This window comes from Paenibacillus sp. ISL-20 (assembly GCF_018613005.1).
Lineage (GTDB): Bacteria > Bacillota > Bacilli > Paenibacillales > Paenibacillaceae > Paenibacillus_AQ.
In genome coordinates, this window is record NZ_JAGGRD010000049.1 from 53,390 (window position 1) to 72,987 (window position 19,598).

Sequence of the window (19,598 nt, forward strand, 5' to 3'; positions counted from 1 at the left end):
AATGAGAACTAGGCAAGCCGCAGCCGTGAATGCTACGATGGCTCCGTTCGAATCCTGCAAGCTGCACAAGAAAGGAGGAACGTTTTTTGGAGCGACGGAGAAGGTTCGGCTGGCCGTTTGTGCGTGAGCTGTCGCGGAACCGGTATTTGTACTTGCTTGCGCTGCCCGGCATTGCGTTTCTGGTCGTATTCGCGTATATGCCCATGCTGGGGCATCTGCTCGCCTTCCAGAATTACCGGCTATCGGATGGTTTATGGGGGAGCGAATGGGTCGGATTTAAAAACTTCGAGTTTTTCTTCAATGGGAAGGACTGGATGCGGGTGACACTGAATACCGTTTTCCTGAATGCGCTATTTCTCGTATCCGGCCTCGGTAGCGCGGTCGTGCTGGCGATCTTTTTGAACGAAGTCCGAAACAGGCTGTTCAAGCGAATCACGCAATCGTTTATTTTTTTACCGTATTTTATTTCATGGCTTGTCGTCAGCATGATGGCGTTGACGCTATTCAGCACATCGGAGGGGCTGATTAACCGCGCGCTTGCCGTCCTTGGCTACGAAGGAGTGGACTGGTATTTGACGCCGGGCGTATGGCCGTATATCTTAACCGTGATTAGCGCCTGGAAGATTGCCGGATATAATTCCATTATTTTTTTGGCCGTCATTACGGGCATCTCCGCGGAATATTACGAGAGCGCCCGAATTGAAGGTGCGGGCCGGATGCAACAGATGCTCTACATAACGCTGCCGTTGATGCGGCCGACCGTGATGGTATTGGCGCTGCTTGGCATTGGCCGTATTTTCTACGGCGATTTCGGCATGATTTACGCAATTATCGGAGATAACGGCGTACTCTTTCCGACGACAGATGTCATCGATACGTATGCGTTTCGTGCGCTGAGGCAGCTGGGTAATTTCAGCATGTCCTCTGCCGTCATCATGTACCAGTCCTGTATGGGGCTCGTCACGATTCTGATTTTCAATGCGATCGCGCGCAAGGTGGACGCAGATTCAAAACTATTCTAAAAAGGTACGGCGAAACGGGCAATGGCCCGGCACCATGAGCCATTTTCGCCGGACAATTTAAGGTGTGATCGACATGAGAGAACGGTTGTTTCTTATTCTGATGTACGCGGTGCTGGGCGCGTTTGCGCTGTTTTGCTTCATTCCGTTCTGGATTGTGTTCATCAACTCGTTCGCTGATGAATCGCTTCTGCAGACGGCGGGGTACCAGTTGCTTCCGAGCAAATTCAGCCTCCATGCGTACAAATTTCTGCTCTCCGGCAAGCAGGTGTTTCTAAGCTACGGCATTACGATTATCGTGACGCTCGCCGGCACGGCGCTGGGCGTCCTCTTGACAGCTGCCTATGCGTACACGCTGAGCCACCGGAAAGTGAAGTACCGCAATATTTTATCGTTTTTGACCTTCCTGACGATGTTGTTCGGTGCAGGGCTGGTCGGCTTCTACATGCTGATTGCCAACTGGCTGCATCTGAAAGACTCGGTTTGGGCGCTCATTTTGCCCTATCTGCTTAACCCGTTCTATGCCTTCATTCTTGTCTCCTACTACCGGACGCTACCGTATGAATTGAATGAAGCTGCGACTGTGGACGGCGCCAATGATATCTATATTTTCTTTCGCATCATCTGGCCGATTTCGCTGCCTGTTATCGCCACAGTGAGCCTGTTCTACGCGCTGCAATATTGGAACGACTGGTACTTGTCATTGCTGTTTATCGACAATTACAAGATGCTGCCGCTGCAGATGATGATACGCCAGCTTATGTCCAATTTGAATGTTATGGCTTATGTGAGCGGGAGCCAGACGCAGTACAACGTTGTCGTGCCGACCTATGGCATGCAGCTGGCGATCGTCTGCATTACCATCGGCCCGATCGTGTTCGTCTATCCCTTCATACAGCGCTTCTTTATTAAAGGTTTGACACTTGGATCGGTAAAAGGGTAGAACGGCAAGCGGGAAGCGTGTTTGGCCGGTTCGAGCTTTCGAGCGCTGCGGTCTTCGAACCGGCCCATCCGCCTATTTTCTCTATATTTGAAACAGGGGGAATGCTCAATGAAAAAACTATTGCCCATCGCACTCGTATTACTGATCGCGCTCTTCGCGATTGCAGGTTGTTCGGGCAAGAACGAAGGGGAAGGGAAAACGCCCGGACCGTCAGGCCATACCGGCGACAGCGCCAGCGGTGACACCAAACTTAAGGAGGTGACGCTGAAAATCATGATTCCCGGCGACCGGCCGCCGGATATGGATTTGGTCATTGCCGAAGCAGAAAAGCGGATGAAGGATACGATCAATGTCAAGCTCGACATCGTGTTCGTGCCCTGGTCGGATCTGGCGCAAAAGACGCAGGTGACGCTTGCTTCCGGCGAAAACATCGATCTCATCTTCGATGCGCCATGGCTGCACATCAACCAGATGATCGCAAACGGATTCTATGAGCCGCTGGACGACCTGTTGGCCCAGTACGGCCAAACGGTGCTGGAGAAACGGCCGCAGCAAATGTGGGACTACAACAAATACGGCGGCAAAATTATGGCCGTTCCGCTCGGCGTCAGCTACATGTCTGGCAATTCCTACATGGTGCGCAAAGACATTCGCGAGAAGCTCGGCGTACCGCCGATCAAGACGTATGATGAACTGATCGCATTTGCCTACAAGGTGAAGGAGCAGGAAAAAGGCATCATCTCGATGACCGCAGGCTCATCCACTTATTCATTCGTCGCCCACCATGCGCTGAACGATTACGAAACCCATGTCAGGCCGACCCACGCACTGGGTAACAGCTTGATGCTCTACTACAAGAACAATGACGGCAAAGTATACAATTTGCTGGAGGATCGGGAGCCGATCGGAACGTGGCTTGCGAACACGCACCAATGGTTTAAGGACGGACTGATTTTCAAGGACATTTTGACGACGAAAGATTTTCACCAGCCGATCTCGGCAGGCAAAGTAGCAATCGTGACAAACGGCGCGTTCGGCATCGGCGATTCCCTCAAGAACACGTTTAAGAACAATGTACCGGACGGCGAGCTGGAAACGGTCACCTTCTTTAACCCGGAAAAAGGCGCGAATTTCACCAATTTTAAGCAGTGGAATTTCCTGGCTGTTCCGAAGGTAAGCAAAAACAAGGAGCGGGCGATTATGTTCCTGAACTGGGCGAATGAGAAGGAAAACTACGACCTGCTCTCTTACGGAATCGAAGGGAAGCATTGGGAAGCGGTAGGAGAGGACAAAATGAAAAACCTGGATACATCCGGCTACTCTGCATTCGGCTATGTCTGGCTATGGAATCCGGTCGATGAGCGCAGTGTTGTGGGTGGCGATCCGCAGAATGATGAAATGGATGCCGTGCTTCGCGATGCCGACATGTTCACCACCGATATTTTGGCTGGCTTCGAATTTGACAGTACCCCGGTGCAAAACGAAATCAGCCAGTACAATACAGTCGATGGGCAATACTACACGGCGCTGTTTAACGGGGTCATCGATCCGGAGGACACATTGAAGAAATTCGAAGCGGAAGCCGGACCCGCCCTCCAAAAGATTCAGCAGGAGCTGCAAAAGCAAATTGACGAGTTCCTGGCGGCGAAGGCGAAATAGACCAGAATTAGGACACGGCGGTGACGGCTTCCTCTTTCGGAGGAAGCCGATCTTATACGCTCTGCTGCTTACTTATACCAGATTTCGCGAAAGGGGGGATCAACATTTAGCGTTCACCCGGAACAGAAATAAGAGTTTAAAGGTTTTTGATATTTCTGTACTCGAGAATAAAGAAAAGGAGCTGGCCTTGATGAATTTGAATAAAAACTGGATATCCGGATTAATGGCAGCCGTATTACTAATGGCTCCGGTCTCTGCGGTGCAGGCGAAATCGCTTGTTCCGGATGTGACGGACCTGCAAGCGGTAGATGCAGACCAGATGGAAGCAGGAAATAATACAGGTATTCCACAGGTCGAACTAGATCAACCGACGGATGCTGGTGAACCGGTAGCGGAACAGGCACCAAAAGCAATAGATGCGAATCAAGCGGCAGCATCTTCGGAAGTAGAGGAGACGCAATTCCGCAATCTTGCGGCCGGCCTCCCGTATGAATGGTCTGAAGCTCCGGAAGCTTCGCATCCCGATGACGGATACAAGCTTACGGACGGAAAATACGGCGCATTGGATATGAACGACCCGGCATGGGTAGGACATCTGCGCGGAAAAACGCGCGAAATCGTATTTGATCTGGGGGAGGAAAAGTCGGTCGGGAAGATAACCGCTCATTTTTTTCAAGATTATCCGGCGAACTCGATCCTCGTGCCGCTGTCGGTATCGATGTATGTCTCCGACGATAAGGAAAATTGGGGGCTGCTTTCCCATAACGCTACCCAGCTGCTTTGGGGAGAAGGACCGCCCAGACAGGAGACTTTTGAATGGGATGGCAGCCGGGATGGAATCAAAGGCGGGAATACGGATGGCAAGCTGGCTTATGCCCGTTATGTGAAGGTGACCTTTTTTATGCATCCTACACAGTGGGAATACATTGACGAAATCGAAATTATGGGTATGGACGGCAAGATTGAAGGGGCGGTAAAGGTTTCTGCCGAGCAGCCTCGTTTTTTGGAGCCGGGGGAAGCTACGGCCGGGATCCGGAATCTGAATCTGCTATATAACGGGCAATACGCGAATGGTTTGGGCGATTGGAAGAAGGAACGGATTATCCCTAATATCAGCTATGTAAATAAAGACGGCGAGCCGGTCGATTGGCTTTATGACGGCGTTCTATATCTCGGGATTGCTTCGCCTGCCGGTCGCGATTTCGGTCTAGGACAAACGAACCTGGACGATTGGAAATGGTATTTGGAAAAAACATTTGCAGCCACGGGCGATATGCAGCAGTTGAATGAGGCTGCCAAGGAAGTTGGGGCCAAGCTGAAACAGCCCGATCATCAAGTCAAGGTTGTGTTAATGATTCCGAATCCAGGGGAATCCTTAACCAATTTTGGCGACATTGACGGTAGCGGTTCCTTAAATTTCAACGACTCCGTCGTAGGCAAAGAAAAAGCGTCTGAAAACAGAGGAAAAGCGGTGCAGTGGTGGCTGGACCAGGCCCAGCAAAGATGGCAGGCTGCCAACTACTCTAATCTTGAGCTTGTCGGCATTTACTGGATGCCGGAACAAATCGACATATCCGAATCGGGACCGGACATAGCTCGCATGGTGTCGGATAAAGTGCACGCCATGAACATGAAGGTTTTCTGGATTCCACACTCATATGCTTACAAAATGTTTATGTGGAAAGACGTAGGGTTCGATGCCGCGGCGCTTCAGCCCAACTATTTTTTCGGCGGAATGGATTCCGACCGTCTGGACGATGCTACGAATACTGCAAAGCGGTACGGAATGGGGAACGAAGTTGAATTTGATGACGGAATGCTGACAGATCCCGTACTTCGCGAGCGTTTTATCGAATACTTGGACAGCGGCGTCAGATCCGGTCTGATGCAAAATGGCTTCAGAGCTCACTATCAAGGCAATAATGCAGTATACAACTTAGGGGTAAGCAAGGATCCAAGTTTGCGTTTAATGTATGACTGGCTGTATCAGTATTTGAACGGAACGTACGCCATTGACAGCAGCCCGGCGCCGGAGACGATGGCGGAGCTTGTACAACGTTATGTCGCGTCGAACGAAATCAAGCCGGATTTTGGCACAGAGTTGTCGTATCGATTGCAGATCATCAAGCGCCTTCTGGACGAAAACAAGCCGAAGGATGCCGTAACGTATATGCAGGATTTTCTCGCGCACATTCACGACCCGGCCGTCCAAGCGCAAGGGTTGATTTCGGTCTCGGCAGCATCGGTGCTTGATTCCTACGCCCAAGTTCTCATTCAAACCTGGTCTGACGGCTGGGGGCTTCGCAATCTGGTTCTTGGCCAAAGCTATACAATTTCACGGCAGCCTAACAGCAGCTATCCCGATTCCGGGAACGAACTTACGAACGGCCTATTCGGCGGGACGGATTACGGCAACGAGCAATGGCAGGCCCATGCGGGAAGCGACTACCCTGAAGAACGAAGCCGCACAATCACATTTGATTTGGGCAGAAACAAATCGATTGGGGTAATTAGAGCCCATTTTCTTCAGAATAAAGGGCCTGGCATCTATTTTCCTCAGAACGTCGCTTTTTCCGTTTCATCTGACGGCCAATCCTGGAGCCCGCTGGCAACCGTTTCTCCCCCACCGGCACATGATGCTGCCTCGGCCGAGTTCGTGAGCTGGAGCGGGATAACAGACGGCGTGCCGGGGAAAGCGGGAGCCGATAAAGTGTCTGCCCGCTACGTTAAAGTCGAATTCCCGGTCAACGTCTGGGTCTTCCTTGATGAAATCGAAGTTCTCGGCATTGACGACCATGCGGGGGGTGGTGCTACAATCGACGGCGCAAGAGCCGTGGTGGATGCCGCTGCGAAGAAATTGACAATCGACGGTCTGGTCGTGAACGGCAGCCAGTCCCAAGTGAATTTGAAAATACTCGATTCGAAAGGGAAAGTTCGCTACGAAGGACAGACGACCAGTACAGAAACGGGAAGTTTCGAATTCATGATCAAGCTTACCGGCAATTTAAAGGGAACTTGCGACGCCTATCTGTCTATGGAAGGAATGTCGGATCCCGTTAAGATTTCATTCGAGTACAATAAAAAGGACTGATGAGTTATTTCCAGCACGAGCTCAGGTTCCGATGGCATAATGGCCTGATTTCCGAGAAGTTGACTTAGGATAAGGGCATTTTATGGCAAACTCTGCCGAGCATGATGCATGATAACTTATGTTTCGTAAAAAAAGCCATGGAGGCAGCGTTATTTCCACGCTGTGGCCCGTGGCTTTTGCTTTCGAATCGGTCTTGATGACCACATGAGAAATATGTGGCGCATAACGATGTTTATGAACACGTTTAATATAATGAAGGAAGAAGAAAACCGGTAATTTGATTCAAAGTCGCAAAGGATTGCTGGTCTCCCCAACTACATCAAGGGCTATCTGGAAATTTCATGCTGAGAAAGTTGAGAACAATGTAAACGCATACTTATTCATGGTATAATGCATCTAATAGATTAAGCGATTTTAGTCATTTGGGATTATAATGCTGTAAATCTGGCCTGGGGGTGTTGCGAGGATGAGAAGGTATAGCGTGTGGCGTCCGATTATGCTGATTGCGGTGGCGCTGCTTACGAACAGTTTGGTTACGAATTTGGCGGGGGTATTCGGCATGACGCCGGAGTCGGCAAGCAGCTTGGGCGTAGTAGCCATGATTATTGCCGGATTAATTACGTATAATCGCATGATGAAATCCCGTCGTAAATGAATAATCATTCATAACATTCATTGAAATGAACAGCATGTTTGTAAGCACCTTGCCGAGGTGCTTTCTTTTAATAAAGCGCTATTATTTTTTTCCAAATGGAAGGGTCTTCTCACTTGCGCGGCTTGGCGTATCACACCCACTGTAATCCCCGTGTTATCTATAAAAACCGTGATATCAATACTGTGTTAACTAAGCATTCCTATATATACTAGAATTGGATTGAAATATATCTTAAACGTTTCACCGCGGCACAGATGCAGCTTGACAGATTCACCCAAATTTATGTTGAAAAGGGTCTGTTTTATTAATATATTGTAAATAGCACGAATCTACTAGTATTCGGGCATATATACCTAGGAGGGTTATCCTTAATGAAAAAAGGGGTCATATCTTTAATCAGTTTGGCGTTATCTGTCACAATGCTGGCAGGTTGCGGCGACAAACCGGCGTCAGAACCAAGTGGCGGCGCAGGCGGCGATGCACCTAAGGCAAACTTCAAGGTAGGGATGGTTACGGACGCGGGAACCATTGATGACAAGTCGTTTAACCAAGGAACGTACGAAGGCATCGAGAAGGCCAATAAGGACTTCAACATGGAGTATAAATACCTGAAGCCGGCCGGAACGACAGAAGCCGACTATTCGAAAGAGATCGGAAACCTGTACGATGCCGGATTTAAATTTATTGTAACTCCAGGCTTCAAGTTTGAAACAGCCGTGTTCAAAGCACAGGACAAGTATACAGATGCTAAATTCGTGATTATCGATGGAACACCTCATTCCGGCGACAGCAATCCGGTAGTTAAGGAAAATACCGTATCCATCTTCTTTGCTGAGCAAGAGTCCGGTTTCCTGGCTGGCGTAGCGACTGCGCTTCATGTGAAGGATGGACAGGCTGGATTTATCGGGGGCATGGAAATCCCTCCTGTACAGAAGTTCAACTGGGGCTTCCAGCAGGGTGTAGCATACGCCAACGAGAATCTCGGCACGAAACTGGTGATTAACAAAGAAAACGTTGTTTATCAAGGATCCTTTGATGATGTTGCAGCAGGCAGCCAATTGGCGGCTCAAATGTATGACCGTGGCGTAAACGTTATCTTCGCGGCAGCAGGCGGCGTTGGCGTTGGCGCGATTAACGAAGCGAAGGCTCGCGTGCAGAAAGGATCCGAGGTTTGGATCGTTGGCGTCGACGTTGACCAGTACCAAGACGGCGTATACGAAGGCGACAAGTCCGTTATTCTCACTTCGGCAGTTAAGAAAATCGACCATGCGGCTTACGATATGATCAAAGCCGAAATGGAAGGTAAATTCCCAGGCGGACAGACGCTTACACTAGATGCGACTAATGACGGCGTCGGCCTTCCTGAGAAGAATCCGAACCTGAGCGATGACGTCCTTAAGCAAGTTGACGAAGTGTTCAATAAGATCAAAGCCGGCGAAATTAAAGTAACGGCAGAGCAAGGCGATTTGATTAAGTAATCCAAGACACCAAGGTCATCTACAGAAACGTGGATAGACTTACTTGAAAAGCAGCGATACCGCATGAAAAAAGACGGATTCCCTCCGTCTTTTTTTAAGGTATCAGAATTTATAAGTTATTTCAGCGAAGCGTAAGCAATTCTGTAATCGCATTTATATGTTTTGGGGCCCCCGCAAAGTATTTGGAATAAGCATCGAAGCATAGGCTCCACTTTGTGGGGCTATTTAAGGTATCAGACCGTATCACCGGCGCAAGCGATTGCATCCTGATATTGAATGTAGAATCGATCTATGTAACTGCGTTCTGGCTGTTTGGAAGTGAGTCGATCCGCGTTTTTTTAAAGTGATTTAGGCACAAGAAGATATCAACACAAAAGAAGGAGAGGACCCAAAACCATGGACTATGTTGTCGAGATGGTGGGCATCCGCAAGGAATTTCCCGGGATCGTGGCCAATGACGATATCACGATTAGGTTGAAAAAAGGCGAGATTCATGCGCTGCTCGGTGAGAACGGGGCGGGCAAGTCCACCCTGATGAGCATCCTGTTTGGCATGTATCAACCTGACCGTGGCGTAATCAAAGTCAACGGCAAGGACGTGCGGATCTCGAATCCGAATGTCGCGAACAAACTCGGAATCGGGATGGTGCATCAGCATTTTAAATTGGTCGAGCCGTTTACCGTAACCGAGAATATTATTCTGGGCAGCGAGACGCGCAAGTTCTTTTTCGGCTTGGACGTGAGATCGGCTGCCAAACGGGTTGAGGAGCTGTCCAAGCGATACGGCCTCAATGTAGACCCGTATGCCAAAATCGAGGATATTTCGGTCGGGATGCAGCAGAGAGTGGAAATTCTCAAAATGCTGTATCGCGACGCGGAAGTGCTCATATTCGACGAGCCGACCGCCGTGCTGACCCCTCAGGAAATCGAAGATCTGCAGGGCATTATGAAAAACCTGGTCAATGAAGGCAAATCCATCATTCTGATCACCCACAAATTGAAAGAAATTAAAGCGGTTGCGGACCGATGCACGGTCATTCGCCGAGGCAAGACGATTGGCACCGTTGAAGTGGCAGACACAAGCCGCGAGGCTATGGCCGAAATGATGGTGGGCCGCAGCGTATCCTTTAAGGTGGATAAGCAGGAGAGTCGCCCGGGTAAAACCGTTCTGGAGATCAAATCGCTTACGGTAAAGAACAGCAAGAAAGTTGATGCACTCAAAGGCTTTAGTCTCGATCTACATGCCGGGGAGATTGTGGGTATTGCCGGCGTGGATGGTAACGGTCAATCGGAACTGATAGAAGCCATTACAGGACTTCGCCAGGCGGAGAGCGGAACGGTGAGCTTGAATGGAAAAACACTCAACGGTCTATCTGTCCGTCAACGGAATGAAAGCGGAATCGGCCACATTCCGGAGGACCGCCAAAAGAGGGGCCTCGTACTGGATTATACGATTGAAGAGAATTTGATCCTCGAGGTGTATAACCGCCCACCGTATTCCAAGAACGGGCTGCTGCAGCCAGCAGCGATCCGCAAGCATGCGGAGCATATCATTCAGAGCTTTGATGTGCGTTCCGGAACGGGCGGCCGGTCGATCGTGCGTTCGATGTCCGGCGGTAACCAGCAAAAAGCGATCATCGGCCGCGAGGTAGAGCGCGATCCGGATCTGCTTATTGCCGTCCAGCCGACTCGGGGCCTTGACGTAGGCTCGATTGAATATATTCACCGGCGTCTGATCGAACAGCGCGACAAGGGGAAAGCCGTTCTGCTGGTTTCCCTGGAGCTTGATGAAGTGCTGAACTTGTCGGACCGCATTGCCGTTATCAATAACGGTGAACTGGTAGGTATCGTTAAAACCTCCGAAACGAACGAAAGAGAGCTCGGACTGATGATGGCCGGGTATCAAAAAGAGGAGGCACCACATGAATAACAGCGTAAAATCGTTGCTTGCCGTCCTGTTCGGACTCATCGCGGGGGCACTGCTTATGGCGCTGACCGGACATAATCCGGTAGAAGGGTATAAGTATCTTATCCAGGGTGGACTCAAGAACCCGGAGCGGATCGGAAATACGCTGGCGACGGCGACTCCGCTTATTTTGACCGGTTTGTCCGTGGCCTTTGCCTTCCGTACCGGACTGTTTAATATCGGTGCTGCTGGCCAGATGCTGTTCGGTGGCTTTTGCGCGACAGCTGTTGGCCTCTCGCTCGACCTGCCGCGGGCTCTGCTCCTGTTGGTTATGGTACTGGTCGGGTTTATCGGCGGTGCGCTATGGGCGGTTGTCCCAGGTTTCCTGAAGGCTAAATATAACGTGCACGAGGTCGTATCCACGATCATGATGAACTGGACCGCCTACTGGACCGTTTATTATGTCATTCCGGGTTACTTCAAAGGGACGAGCCTGGAGACGGAATCGCGCCAGCTTCCGCCGGAAGCCATGCTGCATCAGCAGTGGCTAAGCGATATGTTCCAAGGTTCTTATGTTAATCTGGGCTTTTTTATCGCGGTCATTGCTGTTCTGGTCGTCGCTTTCCTTATTAACAAAACAACGCTCGGATATGAATTGAAGGCGGTCGGATTCAACCGACACGCTTCCGAATATGCGGGTATCGCTGTCAAACGCAGCATCGTGCTGTCCATGTTCATCTCCGGCGGTCTCGCAGGCCTCGCGGGTGTTGCACAGTATGCGGGGAATGCCTCCAGCATGCAGATCGGCATTCTGCCGAGCCAAGGATTTGACGGGATTGCCGTAGCTCTGCTCGGAATCAATGCACCTATCGGTGTATTGGTGTCGGCCTTGTTCTTCGGGATACTCTACTCGGGCAGAGGGTTTATGAATGCCATGACGGAGATTCCGCCGGAAATCGCCGATTCGATTATCGCCATCATTATCTATTTTGCGGCAACCAGCATCTTGATCGAACGACTATACCGTAAACTGAAGCTGCGTCGCGCGGCTAATAAAAAGCAGGGGGAGTAAGGACATATGTGGACAACGATTGAACAGATTTTTCCGTATGCCATCGCTTACACGATCCCGCTTTTGATTACCGCCTTGGGCGCGCTGTTCAGTGAACGAAGCGGGGTCGTGAATATCGGCCTTGATGGCTTGATGATTGTCGGTTCTTTCATCGGAGCCTTTGTCATATTCAAAATGCAGGCCCAATGGCCCGGCCAATCGTGGGTATTATGGGTAGGACTATTGGCAGCAGCGGCAGCGAGTGCGTTGTTCTCGCTATTGCATGCTTTCGCAAGCATCAACCTCAGTGCCAACCAGATTATAAGCGGTACGGCGATCAACATGATCGCAGGTGCCCTGACGATTTTCCTTGCCCGTAACATTACGGGGAGCGGCAAGATCAGCATTACGAGTGGTTTCAAATCGTTTGATGTGCCCGTGCTGTCGAAAATACCGGTCATCGGTGATTTGTTTTTTACCAAAACTTATGCAACAACCTGGCTTGTTCTATTAGTGTTAGTGCTCAGCGCACTAATATTGTACAGAACACCGTTCGGTCTGCGACTCCGGTCCTGCGGCGAGCATCCGCACGCAGCGGAAGCAGCAGGTATTAAGGTACAGTCCATGCGGTATGTCGGCGTCATGATCTCGGGTGCTTTTTCCGGACTCGGGGGGGCTGTCATTCTGTTGACGTATTCCGGTGAATTTACCGGGAACGTAGCGGGTCTCGGGTTCCTGGCGCTGGCCTCCCTGATCTTCGGACAATGGAAGCCGCTCGGTATCCTGCTGGCCACCTTGTTCTTCGGATTTGCCACGACGGTAGCCAACGTATCGCAGGTGATCCCGTCATTGGCGGTGATCCCGCCGGTCATTCTCAAGATTTTCCCTTATGTTGTCACGCTGATCGCACTCGTGATTTTCTCCAAATCCTCGAATGCGCCGAAAGCCGTAGGGGAGCCGTTCGATTCAGGTAAACGGTAACGGATTGCGCAAATCGATGTAAGACATCTAGAACCTCTGATATGCCTATGCCCACTTAGGGTTAGGTCTATTGGAGGTTTTTTTACATTTAGCATACTTTAGGTTAGAACTCCCAAAACATCTCTGGTATATATAGTAAATAAGGCTACAGAATTTAATAGAATAGAGGAGTGAAAACCTGAATGCGCATTCGATTACAAAGGTGCCAAAAGCAGCTAAGTATGTTTATGGCTATTGTAATGCTTCTGAGTCTCATCGTTCCTTTCAGTCCCGTGAAGGTGGCGGAGGCTGCTCCCCAACATGATCAGGTTGTAATCAGCCAAGTGTATGGCGGCGGCGGGAATGGCGGGGCAGTGTATACGCATGATTTTATCGAATTGTTCAATCCGACGGGCAGTCCGGTTGACCTAACAGGCTGGAAGGTACGTTATGCCAGCGCAGCAGGAACATTTAACGGCACGACCTCTTTAACTGGTATTATAGAGCCTTATTCCTATGTATTGATTCAACAAAAAAATAGCCAGTCAGGTAATGGGGCCCCCCTGCCAACGCCTGATGTACTAGGGACATTGGATTTAAGCGGCAGCCAAGGTGCAGTTGATCTGGTGAATGCATCGGGCAATAGCATCGATCTTGTTGGCTATGGCACTGCGAAAGTATTCGAAGGCTCACCGACAGCAGCTCTATCTAACAGTACGGCTGCGATTCGCAAGGAATTGACCGTTGGTCAAAATGATCGTGGTCTCGACACGGATAACAATGCGGCCGATTTTAACGTTAAGACGCCGGAACCCCGGAATAGCGCGAGCCCGAAGACACCGGTCACTCCTAGTACGGGTTTAGGACCGGTAACAGCCAATCCGGAACCTAATGCCTGGCCTGCCGGAACGGAGATCTCGCTGAATCCGCCGACGGTGGGCGCCTCCGTCTATGCGGATGTGTATCTGTCCAGTGGAAATTCAGGATTTCAGCTCGTCAATGGCCCGATCAAGATCAACGAGCCTATGCGAGTGGATGCCTATGCAGTCCAGGATGGTTTGTCGGATGGACCGGTCTCTTCCTTCCAATACGATATTTTAACGCAAACGTCCGTCGCTGAGTCCCGCACCAAGGCAAAAGGCGAGCATGTCTGGACGGAAGGCGTCATTACGCATATCGAAGGCAGAGAAACCTATATACAAGATGATACAGCCGGTATCGTGCTCTATGACTACCCTCTTAATGCCAGTGTAGGTGACCGCGTGAGCGTGGCCGGCGTGATGGAGATTTACAACAATCTTCAGGAGATCAAACCGCACGCCTTGCTGCCGCATGACGTAACGGGTGCAAATGCAGGAGTACCGCAGGCTCTCCAAGTCACCGGAGCTGATCTATCCGCAGCTGCAGGGGAGACTTATGAGGCAAGACTTGTCTACCTGGATGATGTGACTATCAAATCCGAGAGCAGACCTGGGGAATACACGGCGGAGCAAGGCGGGCATGAATTCATCATCTACTCCGGATTGTCCAAGCTGAAGACGGTGAAAACCTTCAGTCGCGTCACGGGCGTGGTGAAGCAGTTCGGCAACGTCTATGAGCTGATCCCTCTTGGCGAGAATGCTTTAATTGAGGAGATGTTCTCCGTGATCGCCAGTCCGGGTGCCGGACCGATCATCATCGGGGGAATGGTGACGCTGTCCAGCCCTAAGCAAGGGGCCAGCATACATTACACACTCGATGGAACGGTTCCTACGACAGCAAGCACGCTTTACAGCTCGCCGATTCAAATAGACCGTGATACGACCATCAAAGCGATCGTTGTCTCGGGTGCAGATGTAAGTAAGGTATACGAATTTGTTTACAAAGCCACTCAACAGCCTCGCATCGCGGATATTCAAGGCGAGGACCATACTTCGCCGTATACAGGACAGACGGTAACCGATATTGAAGGCGTTGTAACCCAATATGGTTATACGTTCTCTAACGGCAATATCAAGGGTTTTTATATTCAGGATCCCAAGCCGGATTCCAATCCGAACACTTCGGATGCGATTTTTGTATATTCCACGGATCCAAGCCGGCCTCAAATCGGGGATCTGGTGAGCGTAACCGGAAAAGTGGCCGAGTTTAACGAGGGAAGCTCCAGCAACCTGACCTCCACCCAGCTCGAGCTGCAATCCATCAAGAAGCTTGATCAGGCTCAGCAGCTGCCCGAACCGGTTACCTTAGGTAAAGGCGGACGTACGATTCCTGCCGCCATTATCGATAATGACAGCATGACAACGTTCGATCCGGACGAAGATGCCATCGACTTCTACGAATCTCTGGAGGGCATGCTGGTCAGACTTCCGCAGCCAACGATCATTAGTCCGTATTGGACAAGCAGCGGAACCTACAACATTGCGACCCGGGTCGAGAATGGTATTGCCGACGTGATTACGCCTGCCGGCGGTCTCGTTCTGAAAGAACAAGGCAATTTCAACCCGCAGCGTCTTATCATTGCTTACGGCAATCCGGGGCAAGAAGTAAGCACCGGTGATACGTTTGCCGATGATGTGATCGGCGTAATCGGTTATAACAGTGGCAATTTCAAGGTGATCCCAGCTAAAGGCGAGTTGCCTGCAATCAACAGCAGCTCTTTTAAGCAAGAGGTATCCACTATCGACCTGAATGACGAACAGCTCCGAGTAGCAACGTATAATATTGAAAATTTCTATCCGGGCGTAAGCTCCGCTAAAATCAACAAGCTGGCGGAGTCGATCGTAAACAACATCAAGTCTCCGGATATTATCGGCCTTGTAGAAGTACAGGATAACAACGGAGAGCAGAATAACGGAACTACCGCGGCAGATCAAAGCTATCAGACCTTGATTAACGCCATCAAGGCAGCGGGAGGACCCACGTACAGCTTTACCGATATTGATCCGGTGAATAATAACGATGGGGGAGCGCCGGGAGCGAACATTCGGGTCGGATTCCTCTATAACGCCGATCGTGTCCAGTTATCGGACAGTGTAAAAGGCAAGAAGGGGGCGCCGACGGAATCGGTTGCGTATGATGCGGCAAAGGATCAGTTAACCCTGAATCCGGGCCGGATTGATCCGCTGAATTCGGCATTCAACGCATCGCGTAAGCCTCTGGCCGCCCAGTTCGAATTCCAGGGCGAGAAAGTGATCGTCATCGCGAATCATTTTAACTCGAAATCCGGAGACCAAGGACCATTCGGCAATACCCAGCCGCCGGTTCTCTCCAGCGAAACGCAGCGCCATCAGATTGCAGCGGTCGTGAACGGATTTGTGAAAGGCGTTGTGTCCGCTAACCCTGACGCCAACGTCGTCGTTTTGGGAGATTTGAATGATTTCCAATTTACCGAGACGGCGAACATTTTGAAAGGCAACGAATTAGACAACCTGATTGAGACGCTTCCGCTTGAGGAGCGGTATACCTACACGTATGACGGGAACTCGCAGGTGCTGGATCATATTCTCGTCAGCAAGAATCTGACCCGCTCAACGCAAGCCGATGTCGTTCATCTGAACGCCGACTTCCCGGCTTCCAAGGGCCGCGTATCGGATCATGATCCGGTTGTCGCTCAGATCGACCTGAAGGGAGAAGCCGTGAACGGCTTCCCGCTGACGATTTTGCATACCAATGACACGCATGCCAATCTGGATACCGTAAGCTCGCCGGATAACATTGCGCGCCGAGTTACGGCAATCAAAGAAGCCAAAGCCAATGCGGTCAATCCTCTGCTCGTGGATGCAGGGGACGTATTCTCCGGCACGCTGTATTTCAATCAATATTTAGGACTCGCCGATCTGGAGTTCATGAATCTGGTTCGATATGATGCCATGACCTTCGGTAACCATGAGTTCGATAAAGGATCCGAGGTGCTGAACGATTTCATTGAGCATGCGGAATTCCCGTTTGTTTCCTCGAACGTGAATTTTTCGGCCGATGCTTTATTGACCCAGAAATTCAAGAATGAAGTGACCCGGGATGCCAAGGATGCAACCATTTACCCGGCCATCATCATGGAGGTAGACGGGGAGCAGGTTGGCCTCATTGGACTTACAACCGAAGACACGGCGAACATCGCTTCGCCTGGAGACGTCACCTTCGATGATGCGGTGCAAAAAGCAAAAGACACCGTGGCGATGCTGCAGAAGGAAAGCATTAACAAAATCGTCGTGCTGTCGCACCTCGGTTATGACGTTGACGTTAACCTTGCTAAGGAAGTCGAAGGCATCGACATCATCGTGGGCGGCCACAGTCATACCAAGCTGGATGAGGCGGTCGTGGACCGGTCGGACAGCGAACCGAAGCTGATCGTGCAGACAGGGGAAAAAGGCCAATTCTTAGGTCAGCTTGAGGTCATATTTGACGACGAGGGTGTTCTGCAGAAGTGGAACAGCAACCTCATTTCCGTTGACGAGAAAGATGGTGCCGGCCAATACGTGATACAGCCGGATCCCGAAGCCTTGCAAATTCTGAACACCAAATATAAGCCGGGCGTGGAGGAACTGAAACAAACGGAAGTCGGTTTGACCGAAGTGAGGCTGAATGGCGTTCGTGCCGACGTGCGGACGAAGGAAACGAATCTTGGCAACCTGATTGCGGATGGTATGCTGGATGCGGCACAAGCCGCCGGCACGAATGCGGTCATCGCCCTGCAGAACGGCGGCGGCATTCGCGAATCTATTGAGGCAGGCAAAGTCACAATGGGTGACGTGATGACGGTGCTTCCGTTTAACAATGATCTGGTCACGATTACGTTGACGGGCGCCGAGATTAAAGAAGCCATGGAGAACGGGGTTTCCAAGACGCCGGCTCAGGACGGACGCTTCCCGCATATTGCGGGCATGAAGTTCTATTATGATTCGACCAAGCCGGTTGGGTCACGCGTCCTGCGCATCGAGGTGAAAGGCAAGAACGGATACGAGCCGATCGATATGAATAAATCGTACGAAGTGGCAACAAACGCATTTACCGCTAAAGGCGGCGACTTCTATGCTTCGCTCGAGAAGGCATATATGGAAGGACGCGTGAACCTGCTCTATAAACCTGACTATGAAGTATTCTCGAACTATGTGAAAAAAGAAGGCACCATCACAGCCAAAACCTCCGCCGTCGAAGGACGGATTACGGACTTGAAGGGAGCACCGCTTCCGGGCGGACCGGGAGAGCCTGGACCGGGGAACCCTGGCAACCCGGGCACGCCTGGAACTCCAGGACCGTCAACACCTCCAGTGAATCCTTCCAACCCTGGCACGACGCCACCGGTCGAACCAGGCAAGGTAAAGGTTCCGGTTAAGGTGGAGAATGGTGTGGCAACAGGCAGCGTCACTGGGGCTGCCATGAAGGAAGCCCTGAAACAGCCTTCGGGCGGAAAAGTCATCGTGGAGGTAACAAGCACGCAGCCGATCCAGTCTTCTTCCGTTACCATCGAGAATGAAGCGCTCCGGGCATGGCTTGATCAAACAAGCGCGCAAGTGCTGGTGGTAGTGACGCCTTACGGAAGCTATGAGCTTCCGAAGAGGGAGATCAATCTCCAAGCTCTGGCTGCGCAAACCGGCTCGGATATTAGCGGCCTTCAATTGGTCATTCAGCTTGCAGTGGATTCGGATGCTCTTAAATCAGCAGCTTCCAAAGGATATCATGCGCTGCAGGCTGTGAGCTACACCGTGACAGCGAAGTCCAGTAATGGCAAGACCATCACGCTCGGTTCATTCCAATCGTATGTGAAGCGGTCCCTGAATGTCGACATAGCGCATTCTTTGACCGATATTGCGGTTGTTCGAGTGGACGGAAACGGCAATGAATACACGCCGGTGCCATTCAAGGTGAATGGTCAACGAATCGATATCTATAGCCGAACCAACAGCACGTACCTGGTGTTGCAGAACCCGGTAACGTTCCAGGATATCGCCACGCATTGGTCTAAGGCAGACGTTAAATCGCTCGCGGCCAAAATGATCGTAACCGGACGCACAGAGCAGACCTTTGTTCCGAACGCATCGGTCACTCGAGCCGAGTTCGCAGCGCTTGTCGTCCGGACATTGGGTCTTTCCGCAGATGCAGAGTCAAGCAGCTTTAAGGATGTAGCATCATCCGACTGGTTCGCTGGAGCGATCCAGGCAACCGTCGATGTCGGTATCACTACCGGCTACACGGACGGCACCTTTAAGCCGAACCGGACGATCACGCGCGAAGAGATGGCGGTGATGGTGTACAACGCGCTGAAGTATGCCGGATACAACCAAGCCGACGCGGCAAAAGCCCATTTTGCCGATGCGTCCTCGATCGGTGGTTGGTCCAAGACAGCGGTGTATGAATTAGCGGCTCTTGATATTCTGAACGGGGACCAGAAGGATCGCTTCAACCCTAAATCGAGTGCCACCCGCGGCGAAAGCGCCGCTGTGCTCCATCGCATGATGCAGGATTTGACGTATGTAAAATGAACATGTTGCATAGCGGCAGGATGTATATTGGATTTGCATCTGTATCTTTGTGGTATACGAGGGGGGTCAACAGCAAATCTGCTGAAGATCGCTCCAATTGATCAAAAAAGTGGAAAATAGATATGGCGGTGCTAAGGATGATTCCTAGCACCGCCATTTCTTGCTTTTTTGGTACGTTGCCACCGTTCCGTCCCTTTCGTAAATGGGTAGTGGATCGCACATCCATTTTGTGAAGATGTGGTTTCTCTTCTTATGTCTCTAAGAAATTTGGGGACAACAACTGATATGAACGAGACCTGTCAAATAGCAGTTTGTAACTCCCTTGTTTTTCCCAATCCCCTTTTATACAAGAGAGGGTGTAAAAACTGAACTAGAA

11 protein-coding genes are annotated in these 19,598 nt (G+C 50.8%); all 11 read left to right on the top strand.

The genetic code is table 11. From position 1 onward, the window contains the following. Position 1: 1 nt before the first annotated feature. The 11 genes from J7E85_RS34675 (at position 2) to J7E85_RS25700 (ending at position 19,222) form a co-directional block, all read left to right on the top strand. Positions 2-127, top strand: a complete 126-nt coding sequence (locus J7E85_RS34675) for a hypothetical protein (RefSeq protein ID WP_285228851.1) — start codon at positions 2-4, stop codon at positions 125-127. After that, positions 87-1,022: an ABC transporter permease gene (locus tag J7E85_RS25655; RefSeq protein ID WP_215162835.1), complete on the top strand. Its 936-nt coding sequence runs from the start codon at positions 87-89 to the stop codon at positions 1,020-1,022. The genes J7E85_RS34675 and J7E85_RS25655 overlap by 41 nt, the downstream gene beginning before the upstream one ends. Positions 1,023-1,095: 73 nt before the next feature. After that, positions 1,096-1,962: a carbohydrate ABC transporter permease gene (locus J7E85_RS25660; RefSeq protein WP_215162836.1), complete on the top strand. Its 867-nt coding sequence runs from the start codon at positions 1,096-1,098 to the stop codon at positions 1,960-1,962. A gap of 108 nt (positions 1,963-2,070) precedes the next feature. Then, positions 2,071-3,621, top strand: a complete 1,551-nt coding sequence (locus J7E85_RS25665) for an extracellular solute-binding protein (protein ID WP_215162837.1) — start codon at positions 2,071-2,073, stop codon at positions 3,619-3,621. A gap of 190 nt (positions 3,622-3,811) precedes the next feature. Continuing rightward, entirely contained in the window at positions 3,812-6,712 is a 2,901-nt protein-coding gene (locus J7E85_RS25670) for a DUF4855 domain-containing protein (RefSeq protein WP_215162838.1), read from the top strand. Positions 6,713-7,178: 466 nt separating this feature from the next. Next, complete coding sequence (locus tag J7E85_RS25675; RefSeq protein WP_076322526.1) at positions 7,179-7,367, top strand: hypothetical protein; 189 nt, start codon at positions 7,179-7,181, stop codon at positions 7,365-7,367. Between the two features lie 371 nt (positions 7,368-7,738). Next, positions 7,739-8,845 (top strand): BMP family lipoprotein, encoded by a 1,107-nt coding sequence (locus J7E85_RS25680; protein WP_215162839.1) that lies wholly within the window; start codon positions 7,739-7,741, stop codon positions 8,843-8,845. 396 nt (positions 8,846-9,241) lie between these two features. Beyond that, the gene (locus J7E85_RS25685; RefSeq protein WP_215162840.1) at positions 9,242-10,774 is read left to right on the top strand and encodes an ABC transporter ATP-binding protein; all 1,533 of its coding nucleotides are present in this window, start codon (positions 9,242-9,244) and stop codon (positions 10,772-10,774) included. Further along, complete coding sequence (locus J7E85_RS25690) at positions 10,767-11,822, top strand: ABC transporter permease (protein WP_215162841.1); 1,056 nt, start codon at positions 10,767-10,769, stop codon at positions 11,820-11,822. Before J7E85_RS25685 ends, J7E85_RS25690 begins: the two co-directional genes overlap by 8 nt. A gap of 6 nt (positions 11,823-11,828) precedes the next feature. Then, positions 11,829-12,782, top strand: a complete 954-nt coding sequence (locus tag J7E85_RS25695) for an ABC transporter permease (RefSeq protein WP_215162842.1) — start codon at positions 11,829-11,831, stop codon at positions 12,780-12,782. Between the two features lie 227 nt (positions 12,783-13,009). Beyond that, positions 13,010-19,222 carry a 5'-nucleotidase C-terminal domain-containing protein gene (locus tag J7E85_RS25700; protein ID WP_285228852.1) on the top strand — a complete coding sequence of 2,071 codons (6,213 nt, stop codon included), beginning with the start codon at positions 13,010-13,012 and terminating at the stop codon, positions 19,220-19,222. Positions 19,223-19,598 lie beyond the last annotated feature (376 nt).